The sequence below is a fragment of the Rhizobium sp. CF142 genome, assembly GCF_000281145.1.
Classification (GTDB): domain Bacteria; phylum Pseudomonadota; class Alphaproteobacteria; order Rhizobiales; family Rhizobiaceae; genus Rhizobium.
The window spans coordinates 1-15,907 of record NZ_AJWE01000057.1 but is presented as its reverse complement, the minus strand read 5'-3'; the positions used below and the strand labels follow the sequence as shown (position 1 = coordinate 15,907).

Annotated in this window: 14 protein-coding genes; 8 read left to right on the top strand and 6 right to left on the bottom strand. The window is 60.1% G+C overall.

The features are described 5' to 3' along the window. The first annotated feature begins 1 nt into the window (after position 1). From galE to PMI11_RS14490, 4 genes are read left to right on the top strand one after another with little or no spacing between them, the layout of a single operon-like run. Entirely contained in the window at positions 2–985 is a 984-nt protein-coding gene (gene galE / locus PMI11_RS14505; RefSeq protein WP_007818228.1) for a UDP-glucose 4-epimerase GalE, read from the top strand. Next, positions 982–2,865, top strand: coding sequence for a glycosyltransferase family 2 protein (locus PMI11_RS14500; RefSeq protein WP_007818226.1), 1,884 nt, complete (start codon positions 982–984; stop codon positions 2,863–2,865). Before galE ends, PMI11_RS14500 begins: the two co-directional genes overlap by 4 nt. A gap of 10 nt (positions 2,866–2,875) precedes the next feature. Next, positions 2,876–3,385 (top strand): DUF995 domain-containing protein, encoded by a 510-nt coding sequence (locus tag PMI11_RS14495; protein ID WP_007818224.1) that lies wholly within the window; start codon positions 2,876–2,878, stop codon positions 3,383–3,385. Positions 3,386–3,405: 20 nt separating this feature from the next. Then, on the top strand, positions 3,406–4,380 hold the full coding sequence (locus PMI11_RS14490; protein WP_007818222.1) for a glycoside hydrolase family 26 protein: 975 nt from the start codon (positions 3,406–3,408) through the stop codon (positions 4,378–4,380). Between the two features lie 61 nt (positions 4,381–4,441). On the opposite strand, the gene PMI11_RS14485 is transcribed toward PMI11_RS14490, so the two are convergent. Further along, positions 4,442–5,728, bottom strand: a complete 1,287-nt coding sequence (locus PMI11_RS14485; RefSeq protein WP_007818220.1) for an ABC transporter substrate-binding protein — start codon at positions 5,726–5,728, stop codon at positions 4,442–4,444. 159 nt (positions 5,729–5,887) lie between these two features. Between PMI11_RS14485 and PMI11_RS14480 the strand changes: the two genes are divergently transcribed. The 3 genes from PMI11_RS14480 to PMI11_RS14470 are packed head-to-tail and all read left to right on the top strand — an operon-like array spanning position 5,888 to position 9,789. After that, positions 5,888–6,916, top strand: coding sequence for a LacI family DNA-binding transcriptional regulator (locus PMI11_RS14480; RefSeq protein WP_037071371.1), 1,029 nt, complete (start codon positions 5,888–5,890; stop codon positions 6,914–6,916). Between the two features lie 9 nt (positions 6,917–6,925). Further along, on the top strand, positions 6,926–8,782 hold the full coding sequence (locus PMI11_RS14475; protein WP_007818216.1) for a DUF2264 domain-containing protein: 1,857 nt from the start codon (positions 6,926–6,928) through the stop codon (positions 8,780–8,782). Beyond that, entirely contained in the window at positions 8,779–9,789 is a 1,011-nt protein-coding gene (locus PMI11_RS14470) for a hydroxyacid dehydrogenase (protein WP_007818214.1), read from the top strand. The genes PMI11_RS14475 and PMI11_RS14470 overlap by 4 nt, the downstream gene beginning before the upstream one ends. 6 nt (positions 9,790–9,795) lie before the next feature. On the opposite strand, the gene PMI11_RS14465 is transcribed toward PMI11_RS14470, so the two are convergent. The 5 genes from PMI11_RS14465 to PMI11_RS14445 form a co-directional block, all read right to left on the bottom strand. Beyond that, positions 9,796–11,070 carry a Gfo/Idh/MocA family protein gene (locus tag PMI11_RS14465; RefSeq protein ID WP_007818212.1) on the bottom strand — a complete coding sequence of 425 codons (1,275 nt, stop codon included), beginning with the start codon at positions 11,068–11,070 and terminating at the stop codon, positions 9,796–9,798. A 46-nt stretch (positions 11,071–11,116) separates the two neighbouring features. Further along, positions 11,117–11,947: a sugar phosphate isomerase/epimerase family protein gene (locus tag PMI11_RS14460; protein ID WP_007818210.1), complete on the bottom strand. Its 831-nt coding sequence runs from the start codon at positions 11,945–11,947 to the stop codon at positions 11,117–11,119. Between the two features lie 30 nt (positions 11,948–11,977). Then, complete coding sequence (locus tag PMI11_RS14455; protein WP_007818208.1) at positions 11,978–13,141, bottom strand: dihydrodipicolinate synthase family protein; 1,164 nt, start codon at positions 13,139–13,141, stop codon at positions 11,978–11,980. Between the two features lie 3 nt (positions 13,142–13,144). Next, positions 13,145–14,293 (bottom strand): Gfo/Idh/MocA family protein, encoded by a 1,149-nt coding sequence (locus PMI11_RS14450; RefSeq protein WP_007818206.1) that lies wholly within the window; start codon positions 14,291–14,293, stop codon positions 13,145–13,147. A gap of 133 nt (positions 14,294–14,426) precedes the next feature. Then, complete coding sequence (locus PMI11_RS14445; protein WP_007818203.1) at positions 14,427–15,101, bottom strand: TetR/AcrR family transcriptional regulator; 675 nt, start codon at positions 15,099–15,101, stop codon at positions 14,427–14,429. Positions 15,102–15,308: 207 nt separating this feature from the next. Between PMI11_RS14445 and PMI11_RS14440 the strand changes: the two genes are divergently transcribed. Beyond that, on the top strand, positions 15,309–15,907 hold a 599-nt coding region (locus PMI11_RS14440), incomplete at its 3' end, for an ABC transporter substrate-binding protein (RefSeq protein WP_007818202.1).

The window sequence follows — 15,907 nt, the reverse complement described above, 5'->3', positions numbered from 1 at the left end:
GATGCCCCGCTACATCCTGGTTACGGGTGGCGCCGGCTTCATCGGCAGCCACATCTGCAAGGCGCTTGCGCGTGCCGGCATGGTTCCGGTCACCTATGATAATCTTTCCACCGGACATATCGACAGCGTCCGGTGGGGGCCGCTGATCCAGGCGGATATCGCCGATGGCGCAAGGCTGCGGCATGTCATAGCCGAATACTCGCCGGATTGTGTCATCCATTGCGGTGCCAACGCCTATGTCGGTGAATCCGTCGAAAAACCGAGCATCTATTATCGCAACAATGTCATCGGCAGCTTGTCGCTGCTGGATGCCTGTCTCGATTGCGGTATCGACAGGATCGTCTTTTCCAGCAGCTGCGCGACCTACGGCATTCCGGAAATGCTGCCGATCGGCGAGAAAACGCCGCAACAGCCGGTCAATCCTTATGGCAGGACCAAGCTGATCTTCGAAATGGCACTGGAGGATTATGCGGCCGCTTATGGCATCCGCTTCGCTGCACTTCGTTACTTCAATGCGGCCGGCGCCGATCCGGAAGGCCAGCTTGCCGAGCGGCACTATCCTGAAACCCATCTGATCCCGCGCGCTCTTCTTGCCGCGAGCGGCCGGATCGAGAGCCTCGATATTTTCGGTACCGACTATTCGACGGAAGACGGCACCTGCGTCAGGGATTACATCCATGTCAGCGATCTTGCCCAGGCGCATCTTGCCGCCGTCCGCCATCTTCTGGTTGGCGGCAATTCCTTGAGCCTCAATCTAGGCTCCGGCCGCGGCACGTCAGTCGGCGAGATCCTTAATGCCGTCAAACGAAAGACCGGCCACAGGGTGCCGATCCGTTGTCAGCCGCGCCGCGCAGGCGATCCGCCTGTGCTTTTCGCCGATACGAAAAGAGCTCACCTGGAGCTCGACTTCATGCCGACGCTTTCGGATATCGATACGATCATCCGCACGGCTGGCCCGACCTTCGGACTGGAGGTGATCGCATGAGCATCAGAGCCGAAATCGATCGCGCATATCAGCCTTCTGCCGCCAAATCCGAGATGTTCGAGCCCGTCTTTACTGACTGGAATCGAGCCGCCTACGGTCTTGGCATCATCTGCTGGCTGGCAGCACTCGCCTACTTCTGGTTCTGGTGGGCTGAGCCCACTCATGTCGTTTCATGGCCGGCATTCCTACTCGTAACCCTCATCCTTGCCTGGGTCACCCTGATACCAGCCTATTTCATCCTGATTTTTCTTGATGCGAGGCAGGTCAGATCATCCGCCGACCTGCCAAAGGGTCGCGTCGCGATGGTGGTCACCAAGGCTCCATCAGAACCTTTCGCCGTCGTGCGCAAGACGCTTCTTGCGATGCTCGATCAGAAGGGTGTCGAGTTCGATGTGTGGCTCGCCGATGAAGATCCGTCCGAGGAGACCAAGAGATGGTGTGGGCAACACGGCGTCATGATCTCCACCCGCAAGGGCGTCAGCGAATATCACCGTCCAGTCTGGCCGCGCCGCACGCGGTGCAAGGAAGGCAATCTCGCCTATTTTTATGATCATTTCGGCTATGAGCGCTATGATTTCGTCGCCCAGTTCGATGCCGATCATGTGCCGACGCCGACTTATCTTCGCGAGGTCCTGCGACCTTTCTCCGATCCCGGAGTCGGCTATGTCTCGGCACCCAGCATCTGCGATGCCAATGCGGCCGAAAGCTGGGCCGCCCGCGGCAGGCTCTATGCCGAAGCGAGCCTGCATGGTTCGCTGCAGGCAGGGTACAATAATGGCTGGGCGCCGCTCTGCATTGGCTCGCACTATGCCGTTCGCACGGCGGCCCTGAGGAAGATCGGCGGGCTCGGTCCCGAGCTCGCGGAAGATCATTCGACCACGCTGATGATGAATGCCGGCGGCTGGCGCGGGGTCCATGCGGTCAATGCCATCGCCCATGGCGACGGGCCGGCGACCTTTGCCGATCTGGTAGTGCAGGAGTTCCAGTGGTCGCGCAGCCTCGTCACCATCCTCCTGCAGCATTCTCGCCGGCACGTCGCCCGGCTGCCGCTGAAGTTGAAGTTCCAGTTCCTGTTTTCGCAGCTCTGGTATCCGTTGTTTTCGACTTTCATGGCGGTGATGTTCCTGCTGCCGGTCGCAGCCCTGCTCACGGGCCATGTCTTCGTCAACGTCACCTATCCGGCATTCCTGCTGCATTCTCTGCCGCTTTCGATCGTGCTGACGGTATTCGCCATCTTCTGGCGCGCGTCAGGCACGTTCCGGCCATATGATGCGAAGCTCTTTGGCTGGGAAGGGGTGGTCTTCATCCTGCTGCGCTGGCCCTGGTCGCTTGCCGGCAGCCTCGCTGCCGCACGCGATCACGTGACCGGTTCCTTCGTGGATTTCCGCATCACCCCGAAGGGCGATCAGGGACAGCGCAAACTGCCGGTGCGGATAATGGCACCATACATCGCACTATTGGGCATTTGTGCTGCGGCCATGGCTTTTGCTGCCGATGGCGATGGTGCGCGTGGCTTCCAGATCTTCGCGGCGATCAACCTGTTGATTTATGTATCGCTCGTAATCCTGGTTGTCGTCCGTCACGCCGTCGAGAACGGTCAGTCCCTTTTGCCGCAAGTATACGGCCTGCGGTTTGCCGCCGCCGGCGGTCTCGTCGCCTGCCTGGTCGGCGGGGTGCAACTCGGCAACCACGGGCTAGCTGCCATGGAAGCGCTTTCGCACGGCCAGCCCTTCGTCACCTTTACCCAGTCGCAATTTGCTGTGGCCGGTGCAGGGCTCGGTGGTGGCAAGACCAGGATCGTGAAATTCCGTCTCAAATGGCACGGTTTCGCCGAAGCCGGCCGTGAACGAAGGGATGTTGGGGAGAGCAGAAATGCGTGAGGAGGATAAAATGAGCATGACAATACGATTGAAGGGAGGAGCGCTGGCAGTGTGCCTCTGCCTCATCCTCCCGATGGGTGCACTCGCGGCAGAAAAGACGAAAGCACCGACACCGACGCCGCTGAGTGCCGGCGAACTCTACGTGATCTACGCAGACAAGACCTGGACCTGGAATACCGGTGGCGGCCGTTTCATTGGCGAGGGCAGGCATTTCGTCGCCTGGGTCGACAATGGCGGCAAACAGTCTTTCGCCGACGGTCGCTGGGTCGTCGATGATCTCGGTCAGATGTGCATGCGCGCGACCTGGACCAATAATGAGGGGGCGGCACGTGCCAGTACCTGCTTCGGCCACCGCAAGATCGGCAACACGATCTATCAGCGGCGTCAGCCGAGCGGGGACTGGTACGTGTTCCGGCACGCTTCCACGAAAGCCGACGATGAGTTCCGGAAGCTGGTTCCGGCAGACACGGTGAGCCTGAAAGCCAAAGAGCTGAAGCAGGTTCTCGCGACCAATAAATAGCCGAAGGGGAGGAAAAGACCATGAAAACCCTGGCGAAGAAAATCTCGGCGGCAACAATCGCGATGCTTCTGCTCGGCGTTGCCGACCTGTCGCACCGAAGCGAGGCGCAGAACGCCGTCGCCGTCATGAGTGTGGGTGCCCAGACGATCACCGACAAGACGATCACCGACAAGCGGCCCGCCTTTCATGCCGATGGCATCAAATTTGGTGCCTACGACCCGCATGGCGATTTCGGCGCACAGCAGAGCGTGACGACGGAGCACCTCTTCCTTCCATGGGAAGACGTCGATCTCGAAACGCTGCGTGTGGCGGATGCCTATGCGCTGGCAAGAGGCCGCAACCTGCTGATCACGGTGGAACCCTGGTCATGGGACGTGGATTGGCGGCTGACCTCAGATGAACTTCGCCGGAAGCTGTTTCGCGGCGATTACGATGTGAACATGCGGGCGATTGCCAGTATGATCGCCCAGTTGAAAAGCCCGGTCATCGTCCGCTGGGGTCAGGAAATGGAAGACAAGTCCGGCCGCTTTTCGTGGTCCGGCTGGAATCCTTCTGATTATATCGCCGCCTACAGGCGCATGATGGATATCGTGCGAGAGGAGGCGCCCGGTACGAAACTCATGTGGTCGCCGAAGGGGCAGCCTGGCCTCAACGCCTATTACCCCGGTGATGGCTACGTCGATTTCGTCGGCCTGTCCATCTTCGGTCTGGAGCCCTATGACCAGATCGTTCACAAGGGCCCGCGAACTTTCTCCGAGGCGCTCAAGCCCGGCTACGACCTCGTCGCCCAGTATCACAAGCCGGTCTGGGTAGCCGAACTCGGCTACGAGGGCAGTGATGGATACATCAAGCCGTGGATGGAAACGGCGACGATGAAGCAGAACGATTTTCCCGAGCTGCAGGAAGTCGTCTATTTCAATGACCGCGACGTACACAGCTGGCCGTTCAATCTCGGCCGGCCCGATTGGCGGGTTATTGAAGACGCAAGCAACTAGGCTGGGGTCAAAAAGAAAGGCCCGCCGATGGCGGGCCTTTGTCGGTATATGCGGGGTATGATTAACCCTTGAGGGTACCCTTGCCGATTTCGACGAGCTTGGTTGCGGCATCGGCCACCGAGATGCGCTCGAAGGCGAGCTCGTCGCAGGTCGGACGAAGAACACGCTGGTCGAATTCGGTCGCGCCCATCGGTACCGGCCGTGGATATTCGCCGACCTGATCCTTGAGCAGATTGACGTACTTGACTGTTTCCTGCTCCGTCGGGTTGAGCTGTGGCAGGATAGCTTCACGAACCGCCGGCGACATCGGCACGCCACGTTCCACACCGAGAATCTTGCCCGCTTCCGGATCATTGACGAAGAAACTGATGAACTTTGCGGCGGCTTCGCCCTGCTTGGTCGTGGCGCCCACGCTCCAGATCAGTGCCGGGCGGTAATAATGGCCTGACGGGCCGCCCTTCTTCTCGCGCGGCAGCATGGTGATGCCGAGCTTGTTCTTGATGATGAGCTGGTAGCCAACCATCTGGTTGGAATAGGCCATGCCGATCACCGACTTGCCCAGGCCGAGGCAGTTGGTGTCGATCGTGTTCTGGTCCAGCGTCTGAACGTCGGCGGCAACGGTGCCGCCTGCCTTGCGCAGCTTTTCCCAGTAGTCAAACCATTCCTTGGCATCGTCGACCGTGAAACCGAGGCCGACGCTCTCTTTGGCGAAGACGCTCTTGCCGCGCTGGCGCAGCCAGGCGTCGAAGACATATTGGTAACGCGCCGCGTAGGGGCCGCCGCCCTTGCCGGAGGCTTTGCCGAGTTCCACAGCGAGCTTGGCATACTCATCCCAGGTGAGATCGGGCGTCGGTAGCGGAATACCCGCCTTTTCGAATTCGACGGTGTCGAAGAACATCGCGAAGGAATTGAGGCCGAGGCCAACGCCATAGAGCTTGCCGTCAACCGTGGTCAGTTTCAGCATGTCGGCGCCGAAGTTGTCGACCTTCAGCGTCGAAGGCACGAATTCATCGAGCGGCAGGCAGGCACCGCGCTTGGAATAGTCGGAGATTGTACCCGGCTCAAGCTGGAAGACGTCGGCGATCGCGCGGCCCGCCATTTGCGTGGCCAGCTTCGTCCAATAGCCGTCGCCCGAAAGCGACTCGCCAACAATAGTGACACCCGGTGTCTTCGACTGATAGAGCTTGGCAACATCCAGTGTGCGCTTGGCGCGGTCGTTGGAACCCCACCACATGGCGCGAAGCGAAGCGTCCTCGGCAAATGCGGGGATCGAGCTGCCGGCGCCAAAGGCAAGGCCGGCCGCGGCACCCGCGGTTCCCATCAAGAATGAACGGCGATTGACCTGCATTGATTTCCTCCTGTGTCCGATGCCCGGTGCCATCCTCCAATGGTCTTTCCAGGCGTTCCGGAGGTTAGAGTACGCAAAAAATTTCTCTTTGCAAGAATTTATGATTATCTTGCAAATTTGCATAATTTGCATAATCTTTGCCATATGAACGAGATCAAAATGAATGAGATCAAGACCAGGCGACCGCGACAGGCCGATATTGCCAGTCTTGCCGGCGTTTCGGTTTCCACGGTATCGCGGGTGCTCGCCAACGAGCCCGGTATCAGCGAAAACGTGCGGCGTCACATCTTGAAGGTCGCTGCCGAACATGGCTATCCGGTGAAGACTGTTTCGGAAAGCGTTCCGGGCGGGCTTGCCCTGATTGCCAGCGACGGGGCGACCGGTGGTCTCAGCGTCTTCTACGAATCGATCGTTGAGGGCCTTCGCGCCGGTGCCGCCGATGCCGGCATGCCTTTCGAAGTGCGGCTCGTGCGGGAGGACCGCACCACGCCTGATGTCGTCGGCGAGTATATGCAGACGGCGGAAGCCGAAGGGCTTTTCCTCGTCGGCATCGATCCGAGCGATACGTTGCGGGCCTGGCTGGAGGAGACGGGAACACCGACCGTTCTCGTCAACGGTACCGATCCGCGCCTGCGCCTCGATGGCGTCTCGCCCTCCAATTTCTTCGGCGCCTACGAGGCGACGAGCCGGCTAACGAAAGCCGGTCATCGCCGTATCCTGCATCTCACCGGCTCGCATCGCCACACGATCCGCGAACGTGTGCGAGGCTTCGAGGCGGCGATTGCCGCGGTTCCCGGTGCCGAAGGCCGGCTCGTTCCGCTCACCTTCCAGGGCAGCGCCAGCCGCGAGGCGCATGAGCGCACGGTCGCGATGCTCGCAGAAGATCCCGGATATACGGCGGCCTTCTGCATGAATGATTTCATTGCCGTCGGCGTGCTCGAAGCTGTCACCGAAGCAGGCCTTCGCGTTCCCGACGATTTTGCGATCGTCGGCTTCGATGACCTGCCCTGCGCCGTCATGACCAATCCCAGGCTTTCCACCATGCGCGTTGATCGCGCAGCGCTTGGCCGCGAGGCCGTCTCCCTCCTGATCTCCCGCTACCGCGACAGGACCGCTCCCGCCCGCCATATCTGCCAGGCGGTCGTTCCCGTTGCCGGAGGCACTGTTCCTGATACCGACAAGCTGTGAGTGATGCCGATGACCTATGATCCCGCCAGCGCCAATCCGCTTGCAGGCAATCCGTTGAAGACGCGCACCGATATGATCCGCGCTGTCAACGATCTCTTCAATCCGCTGCTGCCCTTCTTCTCTGATGGCAATGCCCGTGTTCGCCTCGATGGCGCCGGCGCTCATTTCGACCGGGCCGCTGCCGATCTCGAAGGTTTCGCCCGTCCGCTCTGGGGTCTTGCACCGCTCGGCGCCGGCAAGAATGATTTCGCCCATTGGCACCGCTTTGCCGAGGGGCTTGCGAATGGCTGCGATCCGTCCCATCCCGAATATTGGGGCACGGTCAATGCACGCGACCAGCGCATGGTGGAGCTCGCCGCCCTCGGTTTTGCCCTGGCGCTGGTACCCGACAAGATTTGGGAGCCGCTCGACAAGCGCGCTCGCGACAATATCATCGCCTATTTCAAGCATGTTCGACAGTTCGACTATGCCGACAACAACTGGAAATTCTTCCGGATCTTCGTCGATATCGCTCTCGACCGCCTCGGCGCCGATTTCGACCGCAGCCTCACCAAGCAATATCTTGAGGAACTCGAAGGCTTCTACATTGGCGACGGCTGGTACCGTGATGGCAATATCCGCCGCATCGACCACTACATTCCCTTCGCCATGCATTTCTATGGCTTGATCTATTCCAAGCTGGTCGATGACGACTATGCTAAGCGTTATCGCGAGCGCGCCGTGCTTTTCGCCAAGGATTTCCGTCACTGGTTTGCGCCCGATGGCGCGACAATCCCCTTCGGCCGCAGCCTCACCTATCGTTTCGCCTGTGCCGGTTTCTGGTCGGCGCTCGCCTTCGCCGATCTGGAGGCGTTGCCCTGGGGCGAGGTCAAGCATCTCTGCCTCGAGCATCTGCGCTGGTGGCGGGACAAGCCGATCGCCAGCCATGATGGCGTTCTCTCCATTGGCTTCGGCTATCCGAACCTCTTGATGTCGGAAAGCTATAATTCTGCCGGCTCACCCTATTGGGCCTTCAAGGCCTTCCTGCCGCTCGCCATTGCTGAGGATCATCCCTTCTGGACCGCAGAGGAAAAGGTGCCTGAACAAGCCCCCGAGGTCGTTCCGCAGCGTCATCCGGGCATGGTGGTCATGCGTGCCGGCAATGATGTCGTGGCGCTTTCGTCTGGTCAGGAAAACCTGCAGATGCGTTTCGGCACGGAGAAATATGCAAAATTCGCCTATTCTGCCCGCTACGGCTTCAGCGTCGAGGCTGACGAGCGAGCCTTCGCGCTTGGCGCCTTCGATTCCGCGCTCGCCTTTAGCGATGACGGCCTGCATTACCACGTCCGCGAAACCAATGAAGAAGCGAAGATCGCCGGCAACATCCTTTACTCCAGATGGTCGGCCTTCAAGGACGTGAAGGTCGAAACCTGGCTCGTACCATCGGCCCCGTGGCATATCCGCGTTCACCGCATCACAACACCACGCGCGCTGCAGACCGCGGAAGGCGGTTTCGCGATTGCCAAACGTGATCTCGATGCGGACACGCTTTCGGCGACCGAAGGCTCGGCTCATGCGATCGGCGAAGTGGATTTCACCGGCATCGTCGACTTGGGCTCGTCGATCAAGAGAAACGGCCTTGCTCAGAAGGCGCTGCCGAATACCAACTTGATCGTTTCGAAGACGCTCGTGCCCCAGCTGCGTGGCGAGATTCCGGCTGGCGAAACAGTTCTGGTCACGGCTGTACTCGCGTTGAACGATCCGGCTGCCGTATCGGGGGCATGGACCACGCCGCCGAAAGCACCCGATATCGCTGCGCTCCAGAAGCTGGTCAGCGAAAAGGGCGTGACCGTCAGCGCCATCGAAGCGCCAGGACATATGCCATGAGCCGTGCTGCCATCGTCCTCGCCATGCAGCCTTCCCGCACGGAGCATGTGCTGCCTGAGGCGGTCCTTCGCCGGCTGGACGGCATCGGGCGCCTGATCGATGCCGAACCGCTCGAACACTTCGATGACGAGCGGGCGAAGTGTCTGCTGTCTGAAGCGGAAATCCTGATCACAGGCTGGGGTGCCCCCTATGTCGGCCGCGAAGTTCTGGCGCTTGCGCCGAAGTTGAAGCTCGTCGTTCATGCGGCGGGAACGGTGAAGGGCCTTGTCGATGCCGGCATTTTCGAGGCCGGCATCGTCGTCAGCCACGCGGCCGAGGCCAATGCCGTGCCGGTCGCCGAATTCACGCTCGCCGCAATCATCTTTGCCGGCAAACATGTCTTCCGTTTCCGCGACCTCTATGTCGGCGACCGCCATCGCGATCGCACCCATCCGATACAGCGTGAGGCCATCGGCAACTATCGCCGCACGGTTGGAATCATCGGTGCGTCACGCATCGGTCGCCGCGTCATCGATCTACTGAAGCCCTTCGATTACAAGATACTGCTCTTCGATCCGACCATCGATGCCGGTCAGGCGCGCGGAATGGGCGTCTACAGGGTGGAGCTCGACGATCTCATGCGTCATTCGGATATCATATCCCTCCACGCGCCATCATTGCCGTCCACCTACCATATGATCGATGCCGTAAAACTCGCGCTGATGAAGGATGGCGCGACGCTGATCAATACCGCGCGCGGCGCGCTGATCGATGAGGACGCTTTGCTTGACGTGCTGAAGACCGGTCGTATCGACGCCATCATCGATGTGACCGATCCCGAAATACCGGGACCGGAGTCGGCGTTTTACGATCTGCCAAACGTCTTCCTGACACCGCATATCGCTGGTGCCGTCGGCCTTGAGCGTACTCGTCTCGGTGAAATGGCAGCGGATGAGGCTGAACGCTTCATCAAGGGCGAGCCCCTGCTTTATCGGCTCACCCTCGAAAACCTGGAAAATACCGCCTGAGGTGTCTTACGATGCCTTTAGCGAGTTCGGCGAACCGTCATTGGCAAGCTCCGGCATCAGGTCGGAAATATTGACGACCTTGCCGGTGCGCGAACTCGTCAGCGCCGCAATACCACAAAGCACCGACATGGCGCCGGCGCGTGTGCCGGCCCGCTGCGCGAGCTTGTCCTGCATGTCGGGCTTGAAGATCATGTTGCGCATCCGATCGTCACCGCCGTAATGGCCGCCGGAGAAATGCGGCACCGTGATGCGCTCGACGGCCTCCTTGCCATGCGGGAAGCTGCGGATCAGCAGGATCGTGTCTTCCTTCGGCTCTTCCCACGGCTGTGCTTCATACTGGCGGATTTCGATACGGCCCTTGGTGCCGTTGAAGGCGAGGTGATGGCCCTCGATCGGCTGGAACGTGTTCAGTGAATAGGAGACATGGACATTGTTTCGGTAGCGGATCAAAGTGACCATCGTATCGGGAATGTCGATGTCTTCGCGGAAGACACAGCCGTCGCGGAAATAGCCGTCGATCTTCGAGGGATCCTCATAGAGCGTGTCGAGGAAGGGATCCTTTTCGAGATCGAGATAGTAGTCGCATTCCTGCGTGTGCGGACAGAGCTTGCAGCGCGGGCCGCGGAAGGGGCCTTTGCGGCCGTAGTTCTGCAGGTCGGCAAAGGAGGTCACGGCATCGGGATCGCTGTCCAGATACCAATTCAGAAGGTCGAAATGGTGTGTCGCCTTGTGAACGAAGAGGCTGCCGGAATTTTCCGTATAGGCATGCCAGCGGCGAAAATAATCAGCACCATGCTTGGTGTTGAGATACCAGTGGAAATCAACCGAGGTGACACGGCCGATCTCGCCGGAATTCAGCAGTTCCTTGATCTTCGCTGCCGTCGGCGCATAGCGATAGTTGAAAGAGACGTCGACCCGGCGGCCGGTCCGCTTTTCGGCATCCAGAATCCGGCGAATCTTCTCCACTGACGTGGTCATCGGCTTTTCGGTGATGACGTCGATGCCGGATTCCAGCGCCCGCACGACGATATCGTCATGCGTATGGTCGGGCGTGCAGACGATCACCAGATCCGGCTTCTGCTCCGAAAGCATCGAATCGATATTTTCGTAAATCGGCGCATTGCTGCCGATCATGGTACGGGCGCGCTCGCCGCGCAGCGAATTCTTCTCGACAATCGCAGTCAGGTCGACATGCTCTCGCCAGCCGGCCAAGAGATCCTTGCCCCACATCGTGGTGCCGCGGTTACCGGTGCCGATCAGGGCAAAACGGCGTTTCTCCATCGAATGATTCCTCCTTCATACGTGATGAAACGATTGGATTTTAAAACTAGATTTGGCAGCAGCTCCTGAAGCGCTCGACGCAGGTGGCGATCACCTCGTCGGCGGGACGCTTCCACCAGTTCTCAGCCGAGAAGATTTCGACCTCCTGCGCGCCGAAGAAGCCGGCGGCTTCCACCATTCGTCTTATGCCCTTGAGATCGATAACGCCATCGCCCATCATGCCGCGGTCGAGCAACATGTCCTTGGTCGGCACCAGCCAGTCGCAGATGTGATGGGCAAAGATGCGCTTCATCCGTCCGGCGCGGGCAATCTGGTTGGCAAGATCGGGATCCCACCAGACGTGATAGACATCGACGGCGACGCCGACATCCTCGCCGAGTTGCTCGCATATATCGAGCGCCTGGCCAAGCGTGTTCACGCAGGCCCGGTCGGCCGCATACATCGGATGCAACGGCTCGATCGCGAGCTTCACGCCCGAGGCCTGCGCATGCGGCAGCACGGCGGCAATGCCGTCGAACACCATCTGGCGGGCCGCAACGATATCCTTCGAACTATCAGGCAAACCGCCGACGACAAGCACGAGGCAATCGGCTGAAAACGCTGCCGCCTCGTCGATGGCGCGTCTGTTGTAGTCGAGGTTCTTCTGCCGGTCAGCTGCGTTTGACGCAGGAAAGAAGCCGCCGCGGCAGAGCCCGGTCAGCTTGATACCGTTCGACTTGACGATGCGCACTGCCTCGTCGAGGCCGGCCTTGGCGACCTGATCGCGCCAGGGCGCGATCGAAGTGATGCCATGCTTCAGGCAGATATCGACGGCTTCGGCAAAGCCGCATTGCTCGCGGATCGTCGCAAGGTTGATCGAAAGTCCTTCGACCTGCATGTCATTCCCCTCCCATTGCCATGCCGGCGCTCAATGAACGCCGTGAACGGCAAGCACCTGCTTCATGCGATCAGTCGCGAGCTCCGGATCGGCAAGCACGCGGGCCTTGTCGGCGAGGCGGAAAAGCTCCGCCAGATGTGTCAGCGAGCGCGTGCTCTGCTGGCCGCCGATCATCGTGAAATGATCCTGCAACCCGTTGAGATAGGCGAGGAAGACGACGCCGGTTTTGTAGAAGCGGGTCGGCGCTTTGAAGATGTGCCGCGACAGCGGAACGGTTGGCTCAAGCAGATCGAAGAATTCGTGGTTGCTCTTGCGGCCGAGCGCATCGAGGGCCGCAGAAGCGGCCGGCGCGATGGCGTCGAAAATGCCGAGTAACGCATCCGAATGGCCCTGCTCGTCGCCGGCGATCAGTTCGGCGTAGTTGAAGTCATCGCCGGTGTACATGCGCACGCCCTTCGGCAGCTGCCGGCGCATCGTCACTTCCTTCTCCTTGGAAAGAAGCGAAATCTTGATACCGTCAACCTTCGCAGCATTGGCTTCGATCACCTGCAGGCAGGTTTCCATTGCCTTCAGATGGTCGCCATTGCCCCAATATCCCTGAAGCGCCGGGTCGAACATTTCACCGAGCCAATGGATGACGACGGGTTCTTTTACCTGGCGAAGGATCCGGTCATAGACCCTGACATAGTCGTCCGGCCCCTTGGCGGCGGCGGCCAGCGCCCGGCTCGCCATCAGGATGATGCGACCGCCGGCAGCTTCCACCGTTTCGATCTGCTCTTCATAGGCCCGAATGATTGTATCGACGGTCACGTCTGGGCCGGGCGTCAGATGGTCGGTACCGGCACCGCAGGCAATTAGCGCGTCCTTGCGTCCGGCTGCTTCGGCAAGCGCGCGGCGGATCAGCTCGCGCGCTTCCGGCCAGCCGAGACCCATGCCGCGCTGCGCCGTATCCATCGCTTCGGCAACGCCGAGGCCGAGATCCCAAAGCCGATGGCGGAATGCAAGCGTCCGTTCCCAGTCGATCGCCGGTGTCAGCCAGGGATCATTGTCGGCGAGCGGATCGGCGACCACATGGGCGGCGGCAAAGGCGATGCGCGGGAAGCTCTTGGCGTCCCGCTTCTTGAGTTCGATCGGCGTGCCGGTCAGCGTATAAGGAGCGATCTTGCCGTCGAGGGGAAGATTGATCGTCGTCACGGCTCAGAACTCCAGGGTGGGAACATCGAGCCAGCGGCGCTCGGCCCAGGATTTCAGGCCGAGTTCGGCCAGTTGCACGCCCTTGGCGCCGGCTTCCAGGCCGTAGGGCCAGGGAGCATCTTCAACGACATGGCGGATGAACATTTCCCACTGCGCCTTGAAGCCGTTGTCGAAGCCCTGCGTATCCGGCACTTCGTCCCAGGTCTTGTAGAAGTCGATGGTCTGCGGCTGGTCAGGATTCCAGACCGGCTTCGGCGTGTTGACGCGGTGCTGGCTCCAGCATTTGGTGAGGCCGGCAACGGCCGAGCCATGCGTGCCGTCCACCTGGAAGGTCACGAGGTCGTCACGGCGAACACGAACGGCCCAGGAAGAATTGATCTGCGCGATCGCGCCGCCTTCCAGCTCGAAGGTCGCATAGGCGGCATCATCGGTGTCGCAGTTATAGGGCTTGCCCTGTTCATCGATACGGCTGGGAATATGGGTGGCACCGAGGCACGAAACGGCCTTCACCTCACCGAAGAGATTATCGAGCACATAGCGCCAGTGGCACAGCATATCGAGAATGATGCCGCCGCCATCGGCCTTGCGGTAGTTCCAGGACGGGCGCTGGGCCGGAACGCCCCAGTCGCCTTCGAAGACCCAGTAGCCGAATTCGCCGCGCACCGAGAGGATTTTGCCGAAGAAGCCGGAATCGCGTAGCAGCGCCAGCTTGCGCAGGCCGGGCAGGAACAGCTTGTCCTGCACCACGCCGTGCTTGAGCCCGGAGGCGCGGGCCTTGCGGGCGAGGTCGATCGCCACCTGTAGGTCGTCGGAAATCGGCTTTTCGCAATAGACATGCTTGCCGGCGTCGAGCGCCTTGGAAAGCAGTTCGGCGCGCATCAGCGTCGTGCCGGCGTCGAAGAAGATGGCATCATCGGGATTGGCGAGCGCAGCATCCAGATCGGTCGACCAGCGCTTGATGTTGTGCTTGCGGGCAAGCTCCTCCATCTTCGCGCCATTGCGGCCGACGATGATTGGATCGATTTCCAGCTTTTCGCCTGATTTCAGCGTGATGCCGCCTTGATCGCGGAAGGCGAGAATCGAACGAACGAGGTGCTGGTTGTAGCCCATACGGCCGGTAACGCCGTGCAAAATGATCCCCAAACGTGCCATTTTTCCCTCCCTGGAAGCTTTTATGCGTCGGGAGCGGGCAGTCGGGCCCGACCCTCCCGAGCCGGTAACTAAACAGTTACTTGATGGCAGAAGAGGAATATTGCTGTCAATAGCCAATTCGGTTTTTTGAAAATCAGCTCTTTATCGAGGCGAGCGTGACGTGAACGATATGTCGTTCCCAGGCTTCGAGATTGGCAGGCGTAATGAGATCGCGGCCGAAGATCGTCGAAAGCGTGTACTGGTTGGAGAGGTAGAAATAGCCGAGCGAGGCGATTGTCAGATAGACATGCAGCGGGTCGGCGGTCTCGATGAAGACACCCGCCTTCTTACCTTCTTCCAGCACCTGCGAAAGCTCGCCGATCAGATGCGAATGCAGCTCCTTGAGCCGCACGGACTGGCGCAGCCAGCGGGCGCGGTGCAGGTTTTCCGTGCCGAGCAGGCTGAGGAACTCCGGATGCTGTAGGAAGTAGCGCCAGGTGAAAAGGGCGAGTTCCCCAATGCCTTCCTCGGGGCTGCGGGTGCCGATGTTCAGTGCGCGTTCGGCGGTGCGGATGCTGACATAGGCTTCCTCGAGTACACGAAGATAAAGCTGCTCCTTGTCGCCGAAATAGTGGTAGAGCATGCGCTTGTTGGTGCCGGCGCGCTCGGCGATGGAATCGACACGCGCGCCACCCATGCCGTTTTCGGCAAATTCCCGCGTCGCGGCTTCAAGAATGGCCGCACGGGTACGTTCTGGGTCGCGTTGGGCGGTTCGCTCGGCGGACGGGCGCTTGATTTTCTTTTTTGCGCTCTCCCCGGTGTCGTTCATCAGATTTCCCCTATTTTCCCATGTTGCGCTCATAAGGCTTAAGCGGAAGAATGTAAAAACCCGAATTTGCAAACGCAACCGGGCCACCAACACCGCTTGACAGCCCGGAGGCTTTGAACATAGCTTGTAACCAATTAGTTATTTGTTGCAAGATAGCTAGTTAGGAAGCGTGTGGAGGCGCTTTCTATTGGGAGGAGGAAAACCAATATGACTTTTCGTGTAAGCAGACGTAATTTCATGGCGGGCGGAGCAACGCTCCTTTCGCTTTCGGCGCTCGGAAACAGCGCTTTCGCACAGGAAAACCGCTTGCGCCTCATCTGGTGGGGCTCTCAGCCGCGCGCTGACCGCACCAACAAGGTCTCCGACCTTTTCAAGGCGAAGAACAGCGGTGTTTCGATCACCGGCGAATTCCTCGGATGGGCCGATTACTGGCCGCGTCTCGCCACGCAGGTGGCTGGCCGCAACGCACCCGACGTTATCCAGATGGACTACCGCTATATCGTTGAATATGCCCGGCGTGGCGCTCTCGCCCCGCTGGAATCCTATATGCCGTCGAAGCTGCAGATCGATGATTTCGATCCGGCGCAGATCGAAGGCGGCAAGGTCGATGGCCACTTGTACGGCGTCAGCCTTGGCGCCAATTCGGCGGCGACCGTCATCAACACCGTCGCCTTCCAGGAGGCCGGCATTGACGTGCCGACCAACAAGACGACCTGGGAAGAATTCGGCAAGATCGGCGCCGAAATCACCAAGGCCGGCAAGCGCAAGGGTTATTTCGGCTTTGCTGACGGCAGCGGCGGCGAGCC

Coding starts and splice junctions, on each gene's coding strand:
- PMI11_RS14475 (WP_007818216.1), top strand. CDS start 6,926: ATGACCTATGATCCCGCCAGCGCCAATCCGCTTGCAGGCAATCCGTTG.
- PMI11_RS14460 (WP_007818210.1), bottom strand. CDS start 11,947: ATGCAGGTCGAAGGACTTTCGATCAACCTTGCGACGATCCGCGAGCAA.
- PMI11_RS14500 (WP_007818226.1), top strand. CDS start 982: ATGAGCATCAGAGCCGAAATCGATCGCGCATATCAGCCTTCTGCCGCC.
- PMI11_RS14450 (WP_007818206.1), bottom strand. CDS start 14,293: ATGGCACGTTTGGGGATCATTTTGCACGGCGTTACCGGCCGTATGGGC.
- PMI11_RS14490 (WP_007818222.1), top strand. CDS start 3,406: ATGAAAACCCTGGCGAAGAAAATCTCGGCGGCAACAATCGCGATGCTT.
- galE (WP_007818228.1), top strand. CDS start 2: ATGCCCCGCTACATCCTGGTTACGGGTGGCGCCGGCTTCATCGGCAGC.
- PMI11_RS14465 (WP_007818212.1), bottom strand. CDS start 11,070: ATGGAGAAACGCCGTTTTGCCCTGATCGGCACCGGTAACCGCGGCACC.
- PMI11_RS14470 (WP_007818214.1), top strand. CDS start 8,779: ATGAGCCGTGCTGCCATCGTCCTCGCCATGCAGCCTTCCCGCACGGAG.
- PMI11_RS14485 (WP_007818220.1), bottom strand. CDS start 5,728: ATGCAGGTCAATCGCCGTTCATTCTTGATGGGAACCGCGGGTGCCGCG.
- PMI11_RS14495 (WP_007818224.1), top strand. CDS start 2,876: ATGAGCATGACAATACGATTGAAGGGAGGAGCGCTGGCAGTGTGCCTC.
- PMI11_RS14445 (WP_007818203.1), bottom strand. CDS start 15,101: ATGAACGACACCGGGGAGAGCGCAAAAAAGAAAATCAAGCGCCCGTCC.
- PMI11_RS14480 (WP_037071371.1), top strand. CDS start 5,888: ATGAATGAGATCAAGACCAGGCGACCGCGACAGGCCGATATTGCCAGT.